General features: G+C 49.0%; 18 protein-coding genes and 1 tRNA gene. 9 read left to right on the top strand and 10 right to left on the bottom strand.

Features of this window, described 5'->3' with window-relative positions:
* Window positions 1-136: 136 nt before the first annotated feature.
* The 6 genes from BTJ40_RS16160 to BTJ40_RS16135 form a co-directional block, all read right to left on the bottom strand.
* Window positions 137-610 carry a hypothetical protein gene (locus BTJ40_RS16160; RefSeq protein WP_108734065.1) on the bottom strand — a complete coding sequence of 158 codons (474 nt, stop codon included), beginning with the start codon at window positions 608-610 and terminating at the stop codon, window positions 137-139.
* Between the two features lie 88 nt (window positions 611-698).
* Window positions 699-1,826: a DUF1624 domain-containing protein gene (locus tag BTJ40_RS16155; protein WP_108734064.1), complete on the bottom strand. Its 1,128-nt coding sequence runs from the start codon at window positions 1,824-1,826 to the stop codon at window positions 699-701.
* A gap of 645 nt (window positions 1,827-2,471) precedes the next feature.
* Window positions 2,472-2,744, bottom strand: a complete 273-nt coding sequence (locus BTJ40_RS23210) for a YceK/YidQ family lipoprotein (RefSeq protein WP_369974289.1) — start codon at window positions 2,742-2,744, stop codon at window positions 2,472-2,474.
* A gap of 475 nt (window positions 2,745-3,219) precedes the next feature.
* Entirely contained in the window at window positions 3,220-3,948 is a 729-nt protein-coding gene (locus tag BTJ40_RS16145; RefSeq protein WP_157954119.1) for a hypothetical protein, read from the bottom strand.
* A gap of 102 nt (window positions 3,949-4,050) precedes the next feature.
* Window positions 4,051-4,899 carry a zinc-dependent peptidase gene (locus BTJ40_RS16140; protein WP_108734061.1) on the bottom strand — a complete coding sequence of 283 codons (849 nt, stop codon included), beginning with the start codon at window positions 4,897-4,899 and terminating at the stop codon, window positions 4,051-4,053.
* A complete protein-coding gene (locus BTJ40_RS16135) occupies window positions 4,896-5,318 on the bottom strand; it encodes a DUF4440 domain-containing protein (protein WP_108734060.1) in 423 nt (140 codons plus the stop codon). The genes BTJ40_RS16140 and BTJ40_RS16135 overlap by 4 nt, the downstream gene beginning before the upstream one ends.
* Window positions 5,319-5,502: 184 nt before the next feature.
* On the opposite strand from BTJ40_RS16135, the gene BTJ40_RS16130 reads away from it, so the two are divergent.
* Window positions 5,503-6,261, top strand: coding sequence for an ABC transporter substrate-binding protein (locus BTJ40_RS16130; protein ID WP_157954118.1), 759 nt, complete (start codon window positions 5,503-5,505; stop codon window positions 6,259-6,261).
* Between the two features lie 180 nt (window positions 6,262-6,441).
* Here the strand turns inward: BTJ40_RS16130 and BTJ40_RS16125 are convergent, their stop codons facing one another.
* Complete coding sequence (locus BTJ40_RS16125; RefSeq protein ID WP_108734058.1) at window positions 6,442-7,344, bottom strand: LysR family transcriptional regulator; 903 nt, start codon at window positions 7,342-7,344, stop codon at window positions 6,442-6,444.
* Window positions 7,345-7,496: 152 nt separating this feature from the next.
* Here BTJ40_RS16125 and BTJ40_RS16120 point away from each other — a divergent pair, with 152 nt between their 5' ends.
* From BTJ40_RS16120 to BTJ40_RS16105, 4 genes are all read left to right on the top strand, one after another.
* Complete coding sequence (locus BTJ40_RS16120) at window positions 7,497-8,474, top strand: DUF1852 domain-containing protein (RefSeq protein ID WP_108734057.1); 978 nt, start codon at window positions 7,497-7,499, stop codon at window positions 8,472-8,474.
* A 28-nt stretch (window positions 8,475-8,502) separates the two neighbouring features.
* Entirely contained in the window at window positions 8,503-9,531 is a 1,029-nt protein-coding gene (locus BTJ40_RS16115) for a methionine synthase (protein ID WP_108734056.1), read from the top strand.
* Window positions 9,532-9,556: 25 nt separating this feature from the next.
* A complete protein-coding gene (locus BTJ40_RS16110) occupies window positions 9,557-10,069 on the top strand; it encodes a flavin reductase family protein (protein WP_108734055.1) in 513 nt (170 codons plus the stop codon).
* An 82-nt stretch (window positions 10,070-10,151) separates the two neighbouring features.
* Entirely contained in the window at window positions 10,152-10,934 is a 783-nt protein-coding gene (locus BTJ40_RS16105) for a sulfite exporter TauE/SafE family protein (RefSeq protein WP_108734054.1), read from the top strand.
* Window positions 10,935-11,379: 445 nt separating this feature from the next.
* Here BTJ40_RS16105 and BTJ40_RS16100 read toward each other — a convergent pair.
* A tRNA-Arg gene (locus BTJ40_RS16100) sits at window positions 11,380-11,456 on the bottom strand.
* 367 nt (window positions 11,457-11,823) lie between these two features.
* Here BTJ40_RS16100 and ftsH point away from each other — a divergent pair.
* The 3 genes from ftsH (at window position 11,824) to BTJ40_RS16085 (ending at window position 17,866) form a co-directional block, all read left to right on the top strand.
* Entirely contained in the window at window positions 11,824-13,797 is a 1,974-nt protein-coding gene (gene ftsH / locus BTJ40_RS16095; RefSeq protein ID WP_108734053.1) for an ATP-dependent zinc metalloprotease FtsH, read from the top strand.
* Between the two features lie 588 nt (window positions 13,798-14,385).
* The gene (locus tag BTJ40_RS16090; protein WP_108734052.1) at window positions 14,386-16,683 is read left to right on the top strand and encodes a TonB-dependent receptor; all 2,298 of its coding nucleotides are present in this window, start codon (window positions 14,386-14,388) and stop codon (window positions 16,681-16,683) included.
* A 205-nt stretch (window positions 16,684-16,888) separates the two neighbouring features.
* The gene (locus BTJ40_RS16085; RefSeq protein WP_108734051.1) at window positions 16,889-17,866 is read left to right on the top strand and encodes an NAD(P)H-quinone oxidoreductase; all 978 of its coding nucleotides are present in this window, start codon (window positions 16,889-16,891) and stop codon (window positions 17,864-17,866) included.
* A 26-nt stretch (window positions 17,867-17,892) separates the two neighbouring features.
* Here the strand turns inward: BTJ40_RS16085 and BTJ40_RS16080 are convergent, their stop codons facing one another.
* Window positions 17,893-20,193, bottom strand: a complete 2,301-nt coding sequence (locus tag BTJ40_RS16080; RefSeq protein ID WP_108734050.1) for a transporter substrate-binding domain-containing protein — start codon at window positions 20,191-20,193, stop codon at window positions 17,893-17,895.
* A 73-nt stretch (window positions 20,194-20,266) separates the two neighbouring features.
* Window positions 20,267-21,619, bottom strand: coding sequence for an exodeoxyribonuclease VII large subunit (gene xseA, locus BTJ40_RS16075; protein WP_108734049.1), 1,353 nt, complete (start codon window positions 21,617-21,619; stop codon window positions 20,267-20,269).
* A 174-nt stretch (window positions 21,620-21,793) separates the two neighbouring features.
* Here xseA and guaB point away from each other — a divergent pair, with 174 nt between their 5' ends.
* Window positions 21,794-23,281, top strand: coding sequence for an IMP dehydrogenase (gene guaB, locus BTJ40_RS16070; RefSeq protein ID WP_108734048.1), 1,488 nt, complete (start codon window positions 21,794-21,796; stop codon window positions 23,279-23,281).
* Window positions 23,282-23,524 lie beyond the last annotated feature (243 nt).

Raw genomic sequence — 23,524 nt, 5'->3', positions numbered from 1 at the left:
TGTATCTTGACGATCAGGCTTTAGTAGAAATGTTTAGCCTGTCAATAAGATCAATTTTGGCTGGTAGTACAAAGGTCACTTTCACTTATCCAGAAGGTAACCTTTTTATAGATGAAGTCCAATGATCATTGGGTGCTTACAAATGATTCTGAACGTAACTTAAAACATCCGTTGGAGCGTAGTTGTCAATAAATTTAGCTTGCAGGCTGTAAGCCATTGTTTCCAGAGGTGCATCGTTGTAGCCGTAGGTCTGAATTTCACTGATATAACGTTTGATAAATGTCTCTGCTCCCAAGAGAGACCATTGGTGAACATGGACCAACTCATGGAAATGGAGCGAAATGTCCGCAGCAAAAGGTGTTTTGATAAAGTAGGTATCTTTGTAAGTGATACCGGCTACTTCCATGTCGACAAAGTCACCCAGACCAGCCTGGTAGAGCTCGGGAAACCTCGGTTTCGGAATATTATCAACCACTACAAAGTAGCTTTTGCTAAGAAATTCTTCCGTATAATACTCTGAAAACTTCTCTGTGAACCTTGCGCAAGATTGTCTCTCTTCTTTGAAGTCTATCAGTGTTTGGTCAATCCAATGGTCTATTTTTTGCAACATCTATATCGTCCTGATTGGGAGGCAACTCTGGGGCTTTGCTCACCCCAGAACAGAATTTTTAATATGCAAAATAAAGTTGTGCCGAGAGTTATACGTAGGAGTATATCACCGATCCACTTTCTTTTTTCTTTTGAAGATATTTCTTGCAGGGATAGTAAAGTATTGCAATTAGAGTAATCCAGTAAGCATAGGTTCTCAGTAAATTAGGTGTGTAGCCCTCAGGCCATACTTTGGGGCCGTTGAAGAAATTGGTTGCTACTCCAAACTCTAAGTAGCTCCATAGATGTGCGGATAGATTGATCACTGGGACATGGAGTAAATAGAAGAACAATGAGGCCTGTCCAAACAGAAGCAATATATCCAGCATTCGATTTTTCCGGTTTTCAACGATAGCCATGATCAAGAAAACTATACTCATTGTCATAAGGATATAGCTGAACGACATTGGGTATTTGGCGGTGTTGATAAAGCCCAGGAGCCCCTGCTGTGGATTCCACTCATTGGGGTCGCCAAAGCCTATTAGTCTAACCGCGATAAATATAATCGATAGCACCGTTGCTGTTGTTATTAGCAGACGCACTCGTTGCTTGTTTGCCAGCTCGTAAAGAGGCCCAAATACATAACCAAGGTACATAAGAGCAAAGAGGGGAATAATATTGTAAGCAGCAAAAATCCCGGTGTTGAACTCGAAAAGTCTAAAACTAGTGCGTACATGCGCAAGAATCCAAAGCCATTCATAGCCACCTAATAGCTGGCGCATGAAGTCATCATTCAGGTATCCATGTAAGGATATTACGGCCAGACAAACGATGGTGGTCCATATCATTGGCAAATAGATTAAGCCCGCCAGTATAATCATGGATACGCCCAGGGCCCAGATTACCTGCACAAAAGCGTAATTATAAGCAAACTGCCAAGAGAGGTTTACCAAGGTTAGTTCGAGGATAACTAGTACTACCCCTCGAAGTATCAAGAATTTTGCCAACTCCGACTTGGAGTTAAGTTTTTTACCATGAAAGTAGGCGCTCAACCCTGTAAGAAATATAAATCCAGGGGCACATATGTGCGTGATCCAGCGAGTTAAAAACAAAGCGATGGACGATTGGGATAGATCCAATGGGTCAAACTGGGTTGAAGTCCAATAATCTCGAGTATGATCAAGGGCCATTATAATTACTAATATACCTCTAGTGATGTCTATTGCTGGGTATCGCAATTTGTTATCTCCAAAGTTAGTGAGTTTTATAGCGTTTTCCCTCTAAGGGTTCTTGTTACCTTGAGATTGGGATATAGGGAGCCTCTGAATAACTCCGTGAACCGCTCTGCAAGCCCCGAAGGGCGGGCCTTGAAGGCCACAGCTGCTGCGTTGCAGCTCTTGCAAAGGACTGAGCCATTCGCGGCGAGCTGCGCCTAACATCTGCAGCCTTCAAGGCCCGCAGAGGCATTACGGAGTTATTCAGAGACTCCCTAGGAATAAGGCAGTTAAAGAGAGCTATAAATGATGTCTCTCGGTCTTTGTTTATTGTTGTTTAGGGGGAGGTGGGAGCTGTCTACCTTTCATATTGTACATATATTCTTCAGGCAACCAATCGCTTTTTAGTTGTGTGAAAGGAAGGTGGAGGGACGATAGTACAGGCATTTTGGTTCTGGCAAGTCCAAGAAATTTCGCCTACCCGATAATCAATATTATTTAACTTGCTTGCTTTTAGCCTAGGGGCCGGATCATGGGTTTGAAAGTAGGACAAAAGCAGTGATCGCGGCCTGTTACCAATGAATATATTTTTCTGTGGTTAAAAGAGAGGTTTTTAAGTAGGGCTTATTAATAACTGCTTTAAACTTATTAAGCCACAGATGGGGCTTATCAGTTTACTTTGATATTACCATGCTTCGCCTGAGTCACTACGGTATACGGCAAAACAACGGTATCGGCGGCTACAGAAAAAACAGCATCTATAGCTACCAGTGGAACACGGTTGAGAGTTGATCCAGTATTTACAGTCTGACTGGGCTCGCTATTTAGCAAGCAAAAGGAGTAAGAGGTTCCGCTATAAACTCTTGGAATACTTTCGCAATAGCTTTTGTGACCTCTATGAATGATATCTACTTGATTATTCTTAGGGTTAACTGTCTTCACTGTGGCACATGAGACACAAACTAGAGAGGCTGATACTAAAGAAATGATACGTTTCAAAAACTAATCCTTGCTGATGTGATCTGTTGCGGGGCTATAGAGTAGCGTTTGCTAAATTGGTTCCAGATTTTGCGGGTACTATAAGTAGTATCTGTACTGAATTGGAAGTGAAGAAAGTCAAATTTTTCACATGTGAGGTTTGCTTTGTCGTTACTAGATTGTGACTCAAACTTAGAACAGTAGTTTCAAGTAATAGACGGATTGATATACGATATTGATTAAGGATGAGATAACAGTTTTTCTTTTAAATAACCAGGAGCGTCTCTGTTTTAGCACTCTGAAACTGACAATTGAATTGTCTTTGAACTTTTTTGTTACGCAATAGTGAGTGTGTTATGCGTATTTATGTTGAATGGGTCTTATGTGTATGCCCGAATATTTTTGAGAAAAAGAGTAGAATTAAGGAGAGCGAATACATTTAATTGGCATTAAGTTTTACCTCAAAAGCTCGCCAAAACTCCCGCTCATAGGATTGGATTAACCGCACGCGAATTGCAATATCATTTTCTCGAACACCTGAAGCAAGCCCCCTTGCAATTATCTCGATAGCCTGCTCCCTGAAGCCCTCTGGAAGCTGGCTAAAAGTCATCAGGAATCGGAGCTGTTCATTATTTAACCGTTTGTGTTGTTTGAGAGCTGCTGCAACGCGCGCAGCATTTTTGCCAAAGCTCTGAAAATTGATTAACAGGGCAGCGGCGATTTCCGCGGGTTCAGCGTAGTTGGCTAGCCAGGTGGTATAAGCTGGGTAGGCTTGGGCACCTGCGAGTGGCTGGTATTGGGCGATTTGCTCGGGTGAGATTCCCAATGCTTGAATCAGGTTAGGTAACTGAGTATTAGCTTGAATTTCTGCTGTCGTTATGCGGGTAAAAAATGCTCTCGTATTGTGTCCTGGCCGGCCACCAAAGCGATGCAGAGATAGCGCATTACTTCTCAAGTCCGATAAGTTAATAAGGCGTTGCTCCATTGCAAAAGCCTGTAACTTAGCGTCTGGTAGAGTATTTTTTTCCAGCTGTAGAACAAAGACTGGAGTTGGGCCCTTTAGGTACAGTTTTTCAAGGCGCTCAACCAGAGCCTTTGCATCCTGTTGGTTTGTAGCGATATCTGCTGTGGCCGGTTGAGTTATGGCCAAAAGAACGACCAGTCCCACAAGAGCAAATCTTAAACAATGCGTATTGGCCACTATTCCAACTCCGCTGGTGCACGAAATAAGCATAGCAGGAAGACAGAAACTGGACTGGTAGCGTATTTGTCAGGCCACGGTACTTTTTCCGCGTATTAATTCGGCGGGATCAATTCGATAGAAATGACTTAACTCCTTATAGAGCTCCGGGTGTAAGGCGTACATAGCCGTTGGGATCGTATAGAAACTTTCTGTTGCTACAGCAAAGAACTCAGCGGGAGATTGGGCGCCGTATAAATCGAGCACAGAGGGTGTATCACCAGGAAACTCACCGAATTCAGCTCTTTGTCTCAAACGGTGGAATTCCCGGCTCATAACCTCAGCCCAGGTGGCCCCTTCATCACTGCTTTCAAATAGAGGGCGGCCATCAAAGTAACCATCCTCTTCATCGACTTTGTGGGCGAACTCGTGCAGGGCGACATTGTGGCCCCGTTCAGGTGATTGTAAATCTTTCTCCAGGTCACCCCAGGAGAGGACTACGGGTCCACGATAATGTGCCTCCCCTTCACGGGCACTGTGCCTGGCTGTTTCTATATAGCCTTCCCGACGGGTTTCGTGAGCGACATAGGTGTCCGGGTAGAGCAACAGGCTGTAAAGGTTGGGGTAGCATTCATTCTTGCGGCCCAATAGGAGTAGGCAGGCATGGGCAGCGATGGCCACCTTCATGCGTTCATTGACTTGAAGCCCCTCGCAACCGACAAACTCTTTGCCGTGGAGAAATAGGGCGATATTACTGCATAACTCTTGCTGTTGATTGGAGTTAAGGTAGTGATAGAGAGGAAGATTTTCTCTAATGAGTTGTAGCTGTTCCCGCGTTAAGGGTTTTGAGCGCAGGTAAAAAATGCGCCATTGTCGGTAGAAGTGGGGAACCAGCCATATCGCCAGGGCCAGCAGGATAATTGCGATAAAAGCACTCACAGCTTAAACGCCGGTTGTTTGCATGAGATATTATCTTCCAGCTTAAATTCTTGGCAGGGAGTCCCCTGGTGAAATTTCATTTGCCACTGCCCTTTACTTCTAACCCAAATAGATGATCGCTTACAAAACCCCTTGTACTCCCCTTGCTGGCCTCGCCGTGCAGATTTATACAACAGCATAATGACTGTGTCAGAGAGGGGAATGCATTCATAGTTTTGGCTGTGAATTTCCCAGCCCGTATTTTCCTCCTGTTGCATTGATCGCACTATTGCCTTGAAATCAAAGGCCCGCCCGGATTTCCCTACCTCTATAAAATCAGGGCTTAGTAGCTTGCTAATGACTTCAGGGTCTTTGCGCATCTCGAACTGATGCAGCTTTGTTTCATTCTCAATCAGAATATCGGCAATCTCATGTATCACTGTTTTACCCGGTATGCCCCAGTTGCGACAAATTGCTATTTGCCTGATTTTAGAATGGGGAGTTTACTGCCGAATTCAAGGTTTTGGATGGATACAGTTATCCGGAAGCGAAGCTTGATAAATGGGGGATGTCTGCCAACACTTAGAGCGTCTGGGTGATTTTCCTGTCACTGTGGAGAAGCTTATGCGTTCGCTATTGGCCCTTCTTATCTTGATGTTTGGAGTCTGTACCCAGGTGCTGGCCCAGTCCGGTGAAACCCCGTTAAAAGTGGCGATCGCCGGGGATGCACCGCCCTATGTGACTGACGGTGCGACCAGTGGTTTGGAAATAGATATCGTTCGGCAAGCTCTCCCTGGCTATAAGTTGGAGTTCGTACAGATGGGGTTTGCGGAGACGGCCCCAGCACTTGAGCAGGGTATGGTTCAGGCAGCGGTGAATGTACTCAAGAAGAATGATGGCCTATTTTACTCGAACAATATGATCAGCTTTGCCAACTATGCCATTGCCAAAGCCGGTGCAGAAATGAAGATTGGTAGTATTGCAGATCTCGCGGGTAAGAAGGTGATCACTTGGCAGGGAGCTCCCATGGATCTTGGGCCCGAATTTGAAAAAATGTTTGGGCCCAATGGCACCCAGAAACAGAATGTTATGCAGGCGCCAACAGCTCGTGACCTGGTTGCCCAATTCTGGAAAATGCCAGATGCAGTCGCCGTGGTGGATATGGAGCTGTTTAAGTACTACAGCAATAAAATGGGCCATACCATGGCTCAGGTTGACCTGTTTCAGATATTCCCGATGATGGCGGACTTTCGAGTCGGTTTCCGCGATGAAAAAGTGCGAGATGACTTTAATCGTGGGTTGGCAGAGCTGTGCAGCAGTGGCCGCTACAAAGCCCTATTGCAGAAATACGATGTGGTGCAAAAGCAGGATATTTGTAAGTAGATAGCCTGAAATTGCGGAACAATTAATCGAGAAAGAAGAGGGCCTGGATCTTTTGATTTAGGCCTTTCTTGTTTGGTGTAGTGGGGCGGGGTCGGACCTACTGCATCTAGTTCGTTGTCGGCAAAGAGAAACTTGCTGCTTAATGAATTCTTGCGGGGCTATCGATAAATCTTATCGGTCTTAGGTCCCAGTTTCTGAGTGCTCATAACCTCTGGCCAGTTTGATAAAAGCGCTCAGGTATTCAACTTCGCTATCGTCTTCACGAGTTCCTAAGAAAATCTGTTTGGCAATACCTTGTCGCCCGAGGCGCACCACCGATAGTGCCAGCTTGGTAGAGTACTCCTCTGCAAGCCAGCGCGGCAGGGCCGCGACCCCGCGACCGCTGGCCACCATCTGTAGCATGATATCGGTAGTTTCACTGGTCTTGTGGCGCAGTGGCACCACGCCCGCAGGGTTGAGAAACTGGGTATAGATATCCAGGCGGTCCGGCGGCACGGGGTAAGTTAACAACACCTGATCCCGTAGGTCTTCTGCTGTCAGGTACTTTCGCTTTGCCATAGGGTGATCTCGAGGGACTACCAGTACCTGCTCGTAGTCAAATACGGGATCGAAGCGCAGTCCGGCTTTATAGAAAGGGTCAGGTGTAACTAGCAGGTCGATTTCGTACCCCAGTAAAGCGCCGAGACCTCCAAACTGAAATTTCTGCTTAACATCCACATCCACGTCCGGCCAATCTTCCAGAAATGGCGACACTACTTTCAGTAACCACTGATAGCAGGGGTGGCATTCCATACCGATACGCAGGGTACCGCGTTCACCCTGGGCCATTTGCTTGAGCTTGCTCTCAGCATGTTCCAGTTGTGGTAGGACACGATTGGCCAATCCAAGTAGATATTCACCAGCCTGGGTCAAGCGCAAGCTGCGGCCCTCACGCAACCAGATGGGGGCCCCGAGGTTCTGTTCCAGCTTGCGTACCGTGTGGCTCAGCGCCGACTGGGTTAGGCAAAGGTGCTTGGCCGCAGCGGTTAGCGAACCGTGATGGTCTACGGCCTGGATTATTGTTAAGTGCGTGCGCTCTAGCATAGCTTTACCTGAGCAAACCATGAGTAAAATTAATGGATAGTTGAAAATATACCATTTTTGTTCATTTATAAAGAGGCTTATCCTGCCTGGCAATGTCAATCACCAAGCAAAGAACTCAGTTTTTGTCTTAGGAATCAGGATACCAGGCCGCAATGAATAAAGAGTTTGCATTCAGCATCAAGAACTTACGCTTTGATGAAAACTATCGTCCAGCGGATAGCACGCGGATCACCACCAATTTTGCGAACTTGGCGAGAGGGGAGAGCCGTCAGGATAACTTGCTCAATACCTTGAGAATGATTGATCGTCGTTTCAATGCCCTGGCGCATTGGGACAACCCTGGTGCAGATCGTTACTCTGTAGAGCTGGATATTATTTCTGTCGATATTGATATTGAAGGCAACGGAAAAGCCTTTCCTACCATTGAAATATTGAAGACGAATATTGTTGATCATAAAAACAATCAACGGATAGAGGGCATAGTAGGAAACAACTTTTCTTCTTATGTGCGGGATTATGATTTCAGCGTGTTGTTGTTGGAGCATAACAAGAAGCAGGACAAGTTTAGCCTTCCTGAAGGCTATGGTGATCTTCACGGGAAAATCTTTCAATCGTTCCTGAATTCAAGTGCCTACAAGGATAATTTCAGTAAACCTCTTGTTATTTGCCTGAGTGTATCAAGCAGTAAAACTTATCATCGAACTGAAAATCAGCACCCCGTGCTCGGTGTTGAATATCGACAGGATGAATACTCTTTAACTGATGAGTATTTCGAGAAAATGGGTTTGCAGGTTCGCTATTTTATGCCGCCGGATAGTGTTGCCCCTTTGGCTTTTTACTTCCAAGGTGATTTGCTTGGTGATTATACGAATCTTGAGCTTATCGGCACTATCAGCACGATGGAGACCTTTCAAAAGATATATCGACCTGAAATATACAATGCAAATTCTGTAGCGGGGACCTGCTATCAGCCCAGCTTGAAGCACCAGGATTATTCACTGACTAAAATTATTTATGACCGGGAAGAACGTAGCCAGCTGGCTATAAAGCAAGGGAAATTTACTGAAGAACAATTTATCAAGCCATACAGAAGTATCCTTGATCAGTGGGCCGCTAATTACGCGCTTTAATTAACAAATATAGATAAGATTATTTTTTATGAATCGCCTATTGCCAACTTCAAGCGCTGGAAGCTTGCCTAAACCATCCTGGCTCGCAGAGTCCGAAAAACTTTGGTCTCCCTGGAAATTACAGGGCGATCAATTACAAGAGGGTAAGCAGGATGCCTTGCGCCTGACATTACAAGAGCAACAACAAGCCGGTATCGATATCGTTAGTGACGGGGAGCAAACCCGCCAACATTTTGTGACTACATTTATTGAGCACCTCAACGGCGTTGACTTCGAGAAGCGGGAAACCGTTAAAATCCGCAATCGCTATGATGCGAGCGTGCCGACAGTTGTTGGCGAAGTATCTAGGCAACAACCAGTATTTGTTCAAGATGCCAGGTTCTTACGCCAGCAAACCAGTCAAGCTATCAAGTGGGCATTACCTGGCCCCATGACAATGATTGATACTCTCTACGATAACCACTATAAAAGCCGCGAAAAGCTCGCCTGGGAATTTGCCAAAATTCTCAATCAGGAAGCGCGTGAGTTAGAGGCTGCGGGTGTTGATATTATTCAATTTGATGAGCCCGCATTTAATGTGTTTTTTGATGAGGTGAATGACTGGGGGATTGCCACTTTAGAAAAAGCCACCGAGGGGCTGAAGTGCCAAACTGCCGTACATATTTGCTATGGCTACGGTATCAAAGCCAATACAGATTGGAAGAAAACTCTGGGTTCGGAGTGGAGACAATATGAAGAAGCTTTTCCAAAGCTGCAGAACTCCAATATCGATCTGATTTCGCTCGAATGCCACAACTCCCATGTTCCAATGGATCTCCTTGAGCTTATTCGTGGCAAAAAAGTGATGGTGGGCGCTATTGATGTGGCAAGCAACACGATTGAAACACCGGAGGAAGTTGCCGATACCATACGAAAAGCACTCAAGTATGTGGATGCTAAGGATCTCTATCCCTGTACGAACTGTGGTATGGCGCCTCTATCCCGTCAAGTTGCGAACGGTAAGCTCAATGCCTTAAGTGCAGGTGCAGAAATTGTCCGAAGAGAGCTCTCGGTTTAGCTGTCTACAATATTTAGGTGCTCCCATGTCACTTTCTAGTACAGCTATAGAACCGTTGCGCTTTCGCGAAGCACTGGGGCATTACGCTTCCGGTATTACGGTGATCGCATCGCACTGTGATGGTGAGCCGATAGGCTTCACCTGCCAGTCGTTTTATAGCGTATCGACGAGCCCGCCATTAGTGTCATTCAGCGTTATGTCGAGTTCGTACAGCTACCCCAAAATTCGCCAGGCAGGTCGATTTTCGGTCAATATCCTGTCCGATGATCAGGTCAAAATTTCCAACCAATTTGCTCGTCAAGGCGCGGACAAATGGAGCGAAGTCGAATGGCAGGAATCGCCGCTGGGGAACCCCATTATCGCCGGCAGCCTGCATTGGCTTGATTGTGAAATTCATGCTGAACACGCCGCCGGAGATCACCTGATTGTGATTGGTGAGGTGAAGGCGTTAAACCTACAAAAAGCTGCTGCCAGGCAGCCACTTCTGTATTTCAAAGGCCAATATCGCAACCTTACTGCAATGTCCCCAGCCGGGTAATACATTTGAGCAACGGGTTGCGGACTTGCAGCCCCATCGCCTGCTTCCAGAAGAAACCCGCATGAATTAATTCGAGGAATTTATGGAATTTCTACTCTACCTGCTGCTAGGCGCTGTGGCTGGGGTGCTGGCCGGTCTGTTTGGTGTCGGTGGTGGCATCATCATCGTACCTGTGCTTGTATTCAGTTTTACTGCCCAGGGTGTCGATCCGCATGTACTGACTCACCTGGCTGTGGGTACTTCGCTAGCGACTATTGTCTTTACTTCGATTAACTCGGTTTTGGAGCATCAACGCAAAGGCGCGGTGCTATGGCCGACTTTTGCCTGGATGAGCCTGGGTATTCTTCTCGGTGCAAGTCTCGGCTCCTTCACAGCGGCAGCTATCCAGGGGCCGATGCTACAAAAGGTTATTGGTGTATTTGCTATCACCATTGCCATTCAAATGGGACTGGAACTCAAGCCCAAGGCCAGCCGCGCTGTTCCCGGTAAGCTAGGGCTGACAGCGGCCGGCGGGGTAACAGGCTGGGCCTCTGCCATCTTTGGCATCGGCGGTGGCACACTGACGGTTCCCTTTCTGACCTGGCGCAGCGTGCCGATGCAGCAAGCAGTGGCAACTTCCTCAGCCTGTGGTTTGCCGATTGCTGCCGTCGGCGCTCTGAGTTTTATGGTTATTGGTTGGCAGCAACCTGAACTGCCGCAGTGGAGTTTTGGTTTTATCTACCTGCCAGCCATGGTCGGCATCGCCATCACCAGCATGTTCTTCGCCCGTTTTGGAGCACGCCTGGCCCACAAGTTATCTCCACGATTGCTTAAGCGCTTGTTTGTCCTGCTGTTGCTCTGCGTGGGTGGGAGTTTTCTTCTCTGAGGTATGAATGAATTGCAGTCTATTGATTGCTATCTTGACGTAGGCGCGGCTGCAAAGGTGGAAGGGGGCTTCAATCCTTTTCCAAATGCGATCGGGCCCAAGTGAGGAGTGTTAACTCCTAACTTTCTTTTGTATGTCGAAATCTCTAGTCGAGCACGCGACCCTGGCGAGATGAAAATGGATTAACGTATCTGGAGGTTGCACAGTTGGTGCAATTGCTCCCGCTGACTGATGTACGTATATCTATGCGCTGTATGGAACGAATGAAAGAGATTGTTTCTAACCCTGTTGGATCATTGAAGCTGCTTGTGATTGCTTAAAGTGAATGGGGGTTGCTGGGGTGGGGCGAGGCCGCGAAGAATAAATTGTGCAAAGAGCAGTTTGCACTAGCTGTTCTACAACAAAAAAGGGCTTACGTCGTGAAACGTAAGCCCTTTTCTTTGTATGGCGCGCTCGGGAGGATTCGAACCTCCGACCGCCTGGTTCGTAGCCAGGTACTCTATCCAGCTGAGCTACGAGCGCGTCGTTATGGGTGCGAACTATAGAGAGTTGATTCGTTGCCGTCAACCTCTTTTTGAAAAAAAATCCTTAAAAATCCGCAACTTATCGAGTTTCTGAGCCCCTCTGGGAGCGGTCGACCAGTCTCGACAGGGCGCGAATTCTGACGCGCCTTTCCCCAATTTGCAAGCCTTACTTTGAAAAATACTGCCCTGAGTACTGATTGCGCCCGCTATCAAGGGGCGAGGCATTAAATTCCTCGGCGTGATTGGCGGCGAACTATACTCATTACTCTACCGGGATTCCGATGATTCGCACCTTTTCCATTGCCCATTGCCAGGTCCGGCCTATCGTCCGGCGGCAGGCTTCTCCAGAGATATAGTGAGAATATATGGCGGACGAGCAGGACCAAGAGCGAAAGCTGCCGCAGGGGGAGTCTCCTTCACCGCTATCGGGAAAGCCGGTGCTGCAAGGGCCACTGAATTGGCTTCAGTACTTCCTGTGGATTTTCCTTTTAATATTGACTGTACAGTATTGCACTAACGGGCAGCTTTCCGGCAAGCGGACTGAGTTGGCTTACAGTGACTTTAAGAAAGAAGTTGCCGAAGGCAAAGTTGCCAGCGTGGTTATCGAGGGGGATAGAGTCAGCGGCACTTTTAAGCCGGAGGCGGGCAAACTGCCGGAGGCAAGCACTGCCGAGAAAGAAAAGAAGGCCCCACCACCAGAGCATTTCACAACCATTTTACCTTCCGTTCAGGACCCCGAACTGCTTCCCCTGCTGGAAAAGGAAAAAGTGGAGATCCTGGCAGAGTCCCCGGGAGGGGGCTTTATGCAGCGGATGTTAATTCTGCTGTTGCCCTGGATACTGATTATTGGGCTCCTGGTTTGGATGGGGCGGCGAATGCAGGAAAAGATGGCCAGTGGGGCTCCCGGCAGTCCCTTCGGTTTTGCTCGATCACCAGCAAAGCGGTTTGAGCGCAGTGAGTCCCAGGTGACTTTCGATGATGTGGCCGGGCTGGCTAATGCGAAGCAGGATCTGCAAGAAGTGGCGGGCTACCTTAAGAACCCGGAGCACTATCGCAAGCTCGGAGCGAAGATCCCCCGGGGCATTTTACTAATGGGCCCTCCCGGTACGGGCAAAACCCTGATGGCGAAAGCGCTGGCTGGTGAGAGTGAAGCACCATTTTTTAGTATTAGTGGCTCTGAGTTTATTGAGATGTTTGTAGGGGTGGGTGCTTCCCGTGTGCGGGATATGTTTGCCGAAGCCAAGAAAGATGCCCCCTCAATTATTTTTATCGATGAGATTGACTCCGTCGGTCGGGCGCGGGGGACGGGCGTTGGTGGCGGACACGATGAGCGGGAGCAGACGCTCAATCAGATCCTTGGAGAAATGGATGGCTTTGACCCCCAGGAAGCGGTGGTGGTGGTTGCGGCAACCAACCGGCCCGACGTTCTCGATGCGGCGCTGCTGCGACCGGGGCGCTTTGACCGAAAAATTACTCTGGACCTTCCGGATAAGGCCGCACGCAAGGAGATTCTTGAGATTCATTCCCGGGATGTCCCATTGCACGGCAAGGTGGATCTGGAGCGGCTCGCGGCCCTGACCGCAGGTTTTGCCGGTGCAGACTTGGAAAATCTGATAAATGAGGCTGCACTGTTGGCGGGGCGAGAAGATAAGTCTGCAGTGGATATGGATTGTTTATTGAGGGCGAGGGACAAAGTGGTTCTCGGTGGCGAGCGCGAAATGGTCATCAGTGAGGAGGACAAGCGGATTATCGCCTACCACGAAGCGGGACATGCGTTGGTAGCAACGCTATTGCCAAATGCAGACCCCTTGGAGAAGGCGACTATTATCCCCAGGGGGCACAGTCTCGGCGCTACCGAGCAGATTCCCACCGAAGAGCATCACAGTATGCAGGTCAGTTATCTCCGTGATCGTATCGGCGTAATGCTTGGGGGGAGGGTCGCTGAGCGGGTGGTGTTTAGGGAGGTGAGCACTGGCGCTGAGGCAGATTTGAAGCAAGCGACGCGACTGGCCCGTCACATGGTGACGCACTGGGGGATGAGTGAAAAATTAGGCCCCGTTGCTTTCCGCCGGGGAGAGGAACATATATTTCTGGGGCGCGAGATGGCGCAGCAGAAGGACTTCAGCGAACACACTTCAGAGATTATCGATGACGAAATTATTGCTTTGATCAGCGGCATTGAGATGAAAGTAGATCAGTTGCTGACAAATAATCGCAAGAAATTGGATGCATTGGCTGGGGCTCTTTTGGAAAAAGAAACCCTCGATGCAGCGGAAATAAATGAAATACTTTCCCATGTGGCTGCCGGTGGTGATGACACACCTATTGCACCGAAATAACTCCTGGCTTTAGTGGAAATTTATTTTTCAGGCGGACTCATTGGTCAAGTTTAATGTATTTAAGTGTACCAGGTTAATTGAGTTTATTAGTTTTGAATCATCGGTAACCTGAAATATAGAAGGGCACTTTCAGGCGGATCTAAAAGAGCCGAGAGCGCATCAATATAAAATAGACAAAAAGTTTTGTGTTTTTTGGGTGGTTTAGATACATATTGTCATTGGCTTTTTTGAAAATAATCAATTTTCTATGTTAAAGGGCAACTTAGAGTATCGCCCTTTAACAGTGCATAATTTTATTTTTTCCAGTCCCTTTAATTTTTTTCTTCAAGTTGAAAGAACTTTCCAGACTAATTGAGTTATTTTTACAGACATTTACGGTAAATAGACTTCCACACACGGTTGCGAGCCTGTAACCTGTCCATGTCACAGATTCACTACGAAATCTGTGCCTCTTTATCAGCGCGGTCTTGAATCGGAGCTTCACTTAGTCGGAGCCTCTTTATAGAGGTAGAGCGGTGGAGCCAGGCAGTACCGATTGCGATAAGTCCGTTGTTGTACATAAAAAAAATAAAACAATGGAGAGAAAACATGGGAAGTCCGTCAAAACCCAAGCAGCACTCTGCTCTGCTTTCCGCCTGTTCCGTAGCAACTCTTTGGTTAGCCAGTGGTATCAGCCCCAGTTATGCCGCAGAGGGAGCAGTCGGCACGCTTATGGAAGAAGTGCAGGTTACTGCACGTAAGCGTGCAGATGCAGAATTACTTCAGGAGGTTCCGGTAGCGGCTACCGCCTATTCCGGTGATCAACTGGAGGCTCTGCAAACCAGGGATTTACAAAGCCTTTCTTTCAAAATGCCCAACGTTCAGCTGGAGGATGTGGGTACCGTAAAAAACACTGCAAACTTTACTGTGCGTGGTCTTGGAGTGAACAGCTCCATCCCATCGATTGATCCCACGGTAGGGGTATTTGTCGATGGTATGTACCTCGGTGTGAACGCAGGTGTTGTCACAGATCTGTTTGACCTGGAGGGGATCGAAGTTCTCCGTGGTCCTCAGGGTCTGCTATTTGGCCGCAATGTTACCGGTGGTGCTGTCGTAGTTAAAACGGCGCGCCCCACCGATGAATTCTCTGCCCGGTTCAAGGTATCCACAACGGATAACCTTGATGTGGTGACTGCGGGTTCAATTAATGGTGCCATCTCTGAGGATGTTAATGGTCGCTTGACGGTTTACTACAACGATGACCGCGGCTGGTTCGAAAATGTTGCCACCGGCAATGACAATGCTGGTGCCTCTGACAGCTGGTTTATTCGCCCAAGCTTCAGTGTTCAACTCAATGAAACGGCTGAGCTTATTGTGCGGATGGAGCATGGGCGCATGGACTCCGATGGGGTTGTCGCCCAAAACCGTGGTTACGAAACCCTAGTTGTTGATAATGGAAGTGGCTATGACATATACCCCAGTGCAACACAGATTGCCGAGGCTTATGGCATTCTGGATTGGGACAACAGCGAGGATTCATTTGAGGTAGCCCAGGACGAAGAGGGTTACCAAAACGATGAGTGGACCCAGCTCATTACTGAGTTTAATAAAGACGTCGAGTTCGGTGATGGAACCATCACGAATATTCTTGCCTGGCGCGAGTATGAAGCCCGAGGTCTCGCTGATATCGATTCCCTTCCAGTGCTTGGATTCCATGCCGATTCCAGTGTTGAGCAGAGCCAGATCAGTAATGAACTGCGCTACGCAGGTCGCTTCGGTCGCACGGCGATAACAAGCGGTGTTTACTGGTTCTCCCAGGATGTTACTTACCTGGAAAATCGACTGTTGGCCGATGGTGCTGGCGGTATTATCGATTGGACCGGGGGCGGTGAACAGGATCACAGCACTTACGGAGTATTTACCCAGGCGGATATTGACTTGAATGAGGCCTGGGTGTTGACTCTTGGTGGGCGTTACTCGAGCGAGGAGAAAGACGCCAAGATCGCCTCTATTCCACTGAATCTCTGTACACTGGATGGCTGTGCTGCTTACGATTTTGAAGACAGCGAAAGCTGGAATGCTTTCACTCCGAAAGTTGGCTTGCAGTGGACTGTTTCAGACCAGACTCAGCTTTACACCTTCTGGACCAAGGGTTTCCGTAGTGGTGGGTACAACTTCCGCAATGCCGGTATAGATCCGACTACAGGAATGCCCTACACCCCACAGGTAACAGATCAGGAAGAGCAGAACAGCTTTGAAATTGGGGCTAAGATGGATTGGCTCGACGGTCGCCTGCGCACCAATATGGCTGTATTCCACAACACTATTGATGATATGCAGCGGGAGGAGAATCTTGCCGACGCAGTGACCGGTGTGGCTCAAATCATTCGAAATACCGCTGATGCCACTATTCGTGGCGCTGAACTGGAGACCATGGCTGCGCTCAGTGAGAACCTGCTGTTGACCTTCAATGTCGGCTATGTGGATGGCGATTACGATAAGGTGCTAGGTGACCTGAATGGTGACGGCGTTGTGGATGATGAAGACCTTGGTCTTGAGATTCCCCGCCTGGCGCCCTGGACCTATGGGATTGGCCTGGTACACGACTTGTCCCTCGGTTCTTATGGAAGTCTGACTTCCCGCATCAACTTTAACCATCGCGATGAAGCGCCTTACACCGATGATAATGAAGGTATGTTATCTGAAGTGGAGATGTTGGATTTCAGCATTGGTTATACGGCTGATAGTGGCCAGTACACAGTTTCACTGTTTGGTAAAAACATGTTGAATGAAGTCACAGAGGGTAATGATACCCAGCTGCCGTTAACCCTCGGTGGTATCGGTGCCAGCTTTACCCCGCTGAATAAAGGTCGTGTTATGGGAGTGGAGTTTATATACGAGCTTTAATTACGATTGAAAATTTGCAGACCTGAAAAAGTATTTTCCAGGTCTGCAGGTGTTTATACGGCCAGGTCCCGCCGCAATATCAAATTGCGCAGGGACCTGGCCGTTTTTTATTGGGGATCAAGTTGAATGAAAATGGATTGGGAATCTTTGGTAATCTTGTGTCGTCAGGATGGAAATAGTAGCGAAGGTGGAAGGGGGAAAGACGATGCGGTTTATTGATCTGCCTACATTTGGTGGGCCTGAAGTGATGCAGTTACAGGAGATGGACAAGCCAACTCCCGGTTCTGACGAGGTGCTTATCCGCGTCGCGGCTGCCGGGGTCAATCGTCCGGATATTGTGCAGCGCCAAGGGAATTATCCTGCGCCTCCCGGGGCATCGCCGGTATTGGGATTAGAAGTGGCTGGTGAGATTGTCGCAGTTGGGGAAAAGGTTGGGCGCTGGCAAGTGGGGGACCAAGTCTGTGCGTTGACCAATGGCGGTGGCTATGCGGAGTATGCAGTAGCCCCGGAGGGACAGTGCCTGCCGATCCCCGCAAACCTTTCTCTAATTGAGGCGGCAGCTCTGCCGGAAGCTTTTTTTACCGTATGGACCAATGTATTTGACCGCGCCGGTTTAAAGCAGGGGGAGGTTATATTAATTCATGGCGGCTCGTCGGGTATTGGTACTGCGGCGATCCAGTTGGCGCGCAGCTTTGGAGCCCGGGTTTTCGCCACTGCAGGAACAGAGGATAAATGCACAGCCTGTGTGGCCTTGGGCGCAGAGAGGGCGATTAACTATCGGGAAGAGAACTTTGTATCCGTTGTACGCGAGGCGACGGATGATCGCGGTGCTGATGTTATTTTGGATATGGTGGGGGGGAGCTATATCAACAGCAATATTCGCGTGGCCGCTAAAGACGGCAGAATAGTGAATATTGCTTACCTGGCCGGTGCTAAGGTGGAAGTAAATATGATGCCGGTTATGTTGAAGCGACTCACTTTAACCGGTTCAACCTTGCGAGCCCGCTCGCCAGAAGTGAAATCCGCTATTGCAAAAGCGCTATTGGATAAGGTCTGGCCCCTGATCGAAGCGGGGACAATTTGCCCCCAAATAGCGGCCCAGTTTCCGCTGGATCAGGTAATTGATGCACACAAGCTTTTGGAGTCCGGCACTATTACCGGCAAAGTAATTTTAACTCTGTAAAAAGTGGGTACTGGAACCTTGCGCGCCTAGGGTGATGAATAACTAGGTGCGCGATGGGTAACGCCTTCTGGTACATCCCCTGGTGCGCAATAGCTTTTTGCTTTTATTCTTCGCAGAGGGGGGAGCAGTGTGACATCATCGCTCATCATCTCTACGTAGGCTTTGTAGAGGTTACTGATGTTACGCACATATTGTACCGGCTCGGAACCCCTGACATAACCATACCGGGCACGTTTAAAATACTGGGGTTGGGCCAGTTTCAGCATGGCCACTTCAACATTGTCGAACCATACATTAGGGTCCAGTCCGAGTTGCTCTGCCAATCGTTGGGCATCGAGCAAGTGCCCGTATCCCGCGTTATAAGATGCAAGGGTAAACCAGAGTTTGTTGACGGTAGGCAGTGCGGGATTAAAGCGGTCGCGTACCCAATCCATATATTTTACTCCCGCTTTAATACCTCTTTCCGGTTCGAATAGCGGTGGGGGAAAGCCCATTTCTTCTGCTGTGGCAGGCATTACCTGCATCAAACCCTGAGCACCAACCGGCGACACGGCTTTGGGGTTGAAGTTACTCTCTTGCCACATTTGAGCAACAATCATGCGCCAGTCAAAATCGTATTTAAAAGCAGATTCCTTGACCAGTTCATCGTAAGGAGAGAGGTTTTCTCCCGGTATTACACGGGAACTTACTCGCTGGGTAAACCTTTTATTTGGCTCAAAATAAGCCTGGTACTGTTGTTTGTACTGGTCTGTTTTTCTGTAATTTCTCAAAAACTTATTCAGGTTCTGTATCAGGTGCCAATTTTGCCTTAATACCATCCAGCCCTGTGGGCGTGGATCACCGATAAGGGTTCCGAGTACCAGTTCTGGCTGAACGGATGCCTCAATTTTGGCTCGACCGGAATGGGATATGGTTGCATCTACCAACCCATCGGCGATTAATGAGAAAATTTGTGACTGGGAGATATCTGGCGGTGCCACACGGATATCGACATCAATACCAGCCTCTTTCAGTGTTTCAGCTGTTTCGATAAATGAAGAGTAGGCACGGAGGGTTAATTTACGACCATTTAAATCCTGAATTTGGGTAATGGGAGGGCTCCCTTCACCGCTAACGATCTGGTCTGTGGATTCGACATAGGGCTGGGTGAATACCATACCCTGGTCTTCACGGGCGCTTGTAATATTGAGTTCGGCCCCGGCAAAGTCACCGCGACCAGCCCTTAGCCAGTCAGCAAGGTCTTCTTCGTAGGGAACAACAATAACCTGGAGTTGAAGTTTGTGTTTATTGGCAAAAGCCTGGGCCAAGTCGTAGTCAAACCCCATTAATACCCCTTTCCATAAGAAGTAAGTTGTTGGCCCGTTATAGGTGAGCAGTCTGATTACGCCCGACTTTTTAATACCCTTCCAGTCGGTAATGCGTTCTTCCTGGGATTTTACTAAGTTGCGGGTCAAAAAATTATCAATAGTGGTATGCAGGCGTTTGGAATTTTTGCGTACGCCCCAGGCAATATTTTGCACTTCAGACACATCTGCACCAATCCGCATGTCGTCTCGGTAATTGCGCAAATCCTGGGCTGAAAAATCTTCCAAAATAGCAACGCGATTCTTCTTACCGTTAATAATATCCAGCAGGGTATCTCGGTTACCGTTGATATCAATTTCCTGGATGGTTAGGTTTGCGTTGGGATTTTCCGCAACAAGTTGTTCTGCAGTTTCTTTAATGGAGGAGCCGTCGGGGATAACAAATTCCATATCCTTTAATTTGCTGGCATCTGAAATATCTGGACCCTCAGGGCCAGTGACGAGTACTAACCGCGAATGGCGAAGAGGAACCGTGAAGTCAATGATTTCTTCGCGAGCGTCAGTGACAGTCAGGTTATAGGCGATTACATCTGCCTGGCCATCAATCAGCATTTGCACCGCGTCGTCGGGCGTTTCAGCTTTTATCCACTTGGGTTCCAGCTTCAACTGTTTGGCCAACTTGTTGGCAAGTTCGAAGTGACGGAGACTCACGACATCGTCACGAGGTAACAGATCTTCGGAAGCGCCGGTTAAATTAACGAACCGAATTGTGCCGTGTTTTCTTATGTCCCTAAGGTCACCGGTTTCGATGTAGTTGACTTGCTGTTCTTTAGCGGGAGTTACCTCGGGCAGCTGCCGCGCCTGCTTGTCGGCATCCTGCGCTTCGGCGGCTGACATAGTGACTGATTCGGCTACTCCAGAGTCTCGCTCTGGTTCCGTGCAGGCTGCAACGACGAGTAACAATACTGTAAGTAGTATCAAGCTCCACTGGTTGAGGTGGATAGTAGTAGATTCACTATCCATATATTGCTCCGAAGGCACTCTACCTAAATTATTATAGTGTCGCTTGATTTGCGCTCTTCAATTGTTAAAGAAATTAGTCTTCGATGGTTTTCACTTCTGCAGTGAAGTTCCCTTTGGCCAGTTTAATATGGACTTGCTGGTCGGTACTTAATTCTGAACTATCGCGAATTGCGCAATTTTCTGAATCCAGAACAATGGCGTAACCTCGCTGCAATACTGCCAGGGGACTGATATTTTGGAGTAATTGGGCCCCGTGGGAGAGTTTGTCGCTGCCGCGCTGTAATATCAGTTGTATCGCACGTTCCAGGTTTCCCTTGAGTTGGATTAACTGCTTTCGACTGTTGTCGAGTCGGTGTGTCGGTAGGTTGTGGGCAAAAGCTCTGGAGGCGGAGTCCAATTGGGATTTGCGACTTTGGATTTGCTGTTGGCAAGCTGCTACCAGGCGTATCTCCAAATGATCCAGGCGTTGGGCTTGGTTGAGGAGCTGCTCCTTGGGGTGGCGCAAACGGTTGCGTCGCAATTGAACCTGTTGGGATAAATGCTTCAGTTGGTTGTCCATAGCGCGGTGCAATCTGCGCTGGACCTGATCGAGCCGCTGTAAAATTTCTGCAGCATTGGCGCTGGCGATTTCCGCTGCGGCAGAAGGGGTTGGTGCGCGCAGGTCTGCGGCTAAATCTGCAATTGTCGTATCGGTTTCGTGACCGACTGCAGAAATAGTGGGAGTAGGGCTTGCGGCCAGTGCGCGGGCGACTATTTCTTCGTTAAAAGACCAGAGGTCTTCCAGGGAACCTCCGCCGCGACCGACAATTAATAAATCGTGGCGACCACTGCGGCCCGCTTTTTCAATCGCCGCCGCGATTTGCTGAGCGGCACCCTGGCCTTGAACGGCTACCGGCCAGATTTCAATTTTTGCAGAAGGGTGTCTCCTGTCCAGTACGTGGATCATGTCCCGTATTGCTGCTCCTGTTGGTGAAGTGACGATGCCGATATTGGTTGGCAAAAACGGGAGGTTGCGTTTTCTGCTTGTGTCGAACAGGCCCTCAGCATTCAGTTTTGCCTTGAGCTGTTCCAGCTGGCGCATCAGGGCGCCAAAGCCGGCCTCCTCCATATGCTCAACAATCAGCTGAAATTCTCCGCGCCCTTCGTACAGGCTCACCCTGGCCCGAATTAAAACCTCGCGACCGTTTTGTGGCCGAAAGGCGACACTGCGATTGCGACCGCGAAACATGGCGCAGCGCACCTGGGCCCGCGCATCTTTAAGGCTAAAATACCAGTGCCCGGAGCTGGGTATGGAAAAATTGGAAATCTCCCCACTGATCCATAGAAGGGGTACACTGCTTTCCAGAAGATGTTTAACTTCCCGATTCAGGTCACTTACCGACAGCACGCTGCGCTTGGCATTTTGACTAGGGGGAATTGTCTGCATCGGTGAATCTCGTCGGGCGTATTGGGCGGAGCAATATTGCAGTATCGCCCTTATAGGTAAAGAGCTTTACTGTACAAATCCGTTTTTCTGCAAATTGATGTTTGCGCTTTGGGCGCGTAGAGGTATAATCGCGCCGATACCCAATCCCGCCTATTCGAGGTTTGAGTGTCAACAATGTCTGAATCCAATCTGCGCATCGCGCGCGAAGCCCTCACTTTTGACGACGTCCTACTTGTGCCCGGATATTCCGAGGTCACGGCCAAGGATGTGAGTTTAAAAACCCAACTTTCCCGCAACATTACTCTGAACATCCCCATTGTGTCCGCTGCTATGGATACAGTGACGGAAGCTCGCCTGGCCATTGCATTGGCCCAGGAAGGGGGTATCGGCATTATTCACAAGAGTATGTCGATAGAAGAGCAAGCTCTTGCCGTTCGCGCGGTGAAGAAGTTTGAAGCCGGTGTTGTAAAAGACCCCATTACTATTGAGTCCGATGCCACTGTGCGCGAGTTGATCGCGCTGACCAGTCACCACAATATTTCCGGTGTACCGGTAATGGATCGTGGCGATCTGGTAGGTATCGTTACCAGCCGCGACGTTCGCTTCTTAACTGATCTCGATGTCAGTGTTGCCAGCATTATGACGCCGAAAGAGCGCCTGGTAACGGCTCACGAAGATGCTAGCTCCGACGAAGTTCGAGAGCTGCTGCACAAGCACCGCATTGAGAAAGTTTTAGTCGTTAACGACAATTTTGAGTTGCGCGGCCTGATCACTGTTAAAGACTTTAACAAAGCAGAGCAGTACCCGAACTCCTGTAAGGATTCTGACGGTCGCCTGCGTGTGGGCGCGTCTGTGGGCACCAGCCCGGACACCGATGATCGCGTAGCTGCATTGGTAGAAGCCGGCGTTGATGTACTGGTTGTGGATACTGCCCACGGTCACTCCCGCAACGTGATTGAACGCGTGCGCCGCATTAAGGAAATGCACCCCCAGGTGGATGTGATCGGTGGCAACATTGCCACGGCTGACGCGGCGCGTGCACTGGTTGAGGCCGGTGCGGATGCGGTCAAAGTCGGTATTGGCCCCGGTTCTATCTGTACCACCCGTATCGTAACGGGTATTGGTGTGCCCCAGGTGACTGCAATTGCAGAGGTTGCCACAGCCCTGAAAGAGTTCGGTGTCCCCATGATCGCCGACGGTGGTATTCGCTACTCTGGAGATATCTCCAAGGCGATCGTTGCCGGTGCCTCATCGGTCATGATGGGCTCCATGTTTGCCGGTACCGAAGAGGCGCCCGGTGAGGTCGAACTCTACCAGGGGCGTACCTATAAATCCTACCGTGGCATGGGCTCTCTCGGTGCTATGTCCCGCACCCAGGGGTCTTCTGACCGCTACTTCCAGGATGCGAGTAAGGGTGCTGAAAAGCTGGTACCGGAAGGCATCGAAGGTCGAGTGCCTTATAAAGGCCCGCTGTCAGCCATTGTTCACCAGATGATGGGTGGTTTGCGTTCAGCCATGGGTTACACCGGCAGTGTCGATATCGAGACCATGCGCACTCGCCCTGAGTTTGTACGGGTCACTGCGGCCGGTATGGGTGAGTCCCATGTCCACGACGTTCAAATTACCAAAGAAGCCCCCAACTACCCGGTGGGCCGACGCTAAGCCTTCGACCTTCTCCAGGTGAAAAACTAAGGAGCCTCTGAATAACTCCGTAATGCCTCTGCGGGCCTTGAAGGCTGCAGATGTTAGGCGCAGCTCGCCGCGAATGGCCGTAGCCCTTTGCAAGAGCTGCAACGCAGCAGCTGTGGCCTTCAAGGCCCGCCCTTCGGGGCTTGCAGAGCGATTCACACTCCGCGTTGCGACTTCTTGAAAGGTCTAGACATTCCTGCGAAGCCGCGCCTTGAT

The organism is Microbulbifer sp. A4B17, from assembly GCF_003076275.1.
Lineage (GTDB): Bacteria > Pseudomonadota > Gammaproteobacteria > Pseudomonadales > Cellvibrionaceae > Microbulbifer.
The sequence above is the reverse complement of the archived record's forward strand: the minus strand, read 5'-3'. Positions and strand labels throughout refer to the sequence as shown.

Excerpts from the sequence above, each read along its gene's own strand:
- BTJ40_RS16160 (WP_108734065.1), bottom strand. The coding sequence starts at position 610 with ATGTTGCAAAAAATAGACCATTGGATTGACCAAACACTGATAGACTTC.
- BTJ40_RS16130 (WP_157954118.1), top strand. The coding sequence starts at position 5,503 with ATGCGTTCGCTATTGGCCCTTCTTATCTTGATGTTTGGAGTCTGTACC.
- BTJ40_RS16125 (WP_108734058.1), bottom strand. The coding sequence starts at position 7,344 with ATGCTAGAGCGCACGCACTTAACAATAATCCAGGCCGTAGACCATCAC.
- BTJ40_RS16120 (WP_108734057.1), top strand. The coding sequence starts at position 7,497 with ATGAATAAAGAGTTTGCATTCAGCATCAAGAACTTACGCTTTGATGAA.
- BTJ40_RS16115 (WP_108734056.1), top strand. The coding sequence starts at position 8,503 with ATGAATCGCCTATTGCCAACTTCAAGCGCTGGAAGCTTGCCTAAACCA.
- BTJ40_RS16110 (WP_108734055.1), top strand. The coding sequence starts at position 9,557 with ATGTCACTTTCTAGTACAGCTATAGAACCGTTGCGCTTTCGCGAAGCA.
- BTJ40_RS16105 (WP_108734054.1), top strand. The coding sequence starts at position 10,152 with ATGGAATTTCTACTCTACCTGCTGCTAGGCGCTGTGGCTGGGGTGCTG.
- ftsH (WP_108734053.1), top strand. The coding sequence starts at position 11,824 with ATGGCGGACGAGCAGGACCAAGAGCGAAAGCTGCCGCAGGGGGAGTCT.
- BTJ40_RS16090 (WP_108734052.1), top strand. The coding sequence starts at position 14,386 with ATGGGAAGTCCGTCAAAACCCAAGCAGCACTCTGCTCTGCTTTCCGCC.
- BTJ40_RS16085 (WP_108734051.1), top strand. The coding sequence starts at position 16,889 with ATGCGGTTTATTGATCTGCCTACATTTGGTGGGCCTGAAGTGATGCAG.
- BTJ40_RS16080 (WP_108734050.1), bottom strand. The coding sequence starts at position 20,193 with ATGGATAGTGAATCTACTACTATCCACCTCAACCAGTGGAGCTTGATA.
- xseA (WP_108734049.1), bottom strand. The coding sequence starts at position 21,619 with ATGCAGACAATTCCCCCTAGTCAAAATGCCAAGCGCAGCGTGCTGTCG.
- guaB (WP_108734048.1), top strand. The coding sequence starts at position 21,794 with ATGTCTGAATCCAATCTGCGCATCGCGCGCGAAGCCCTCACTTTTGAC.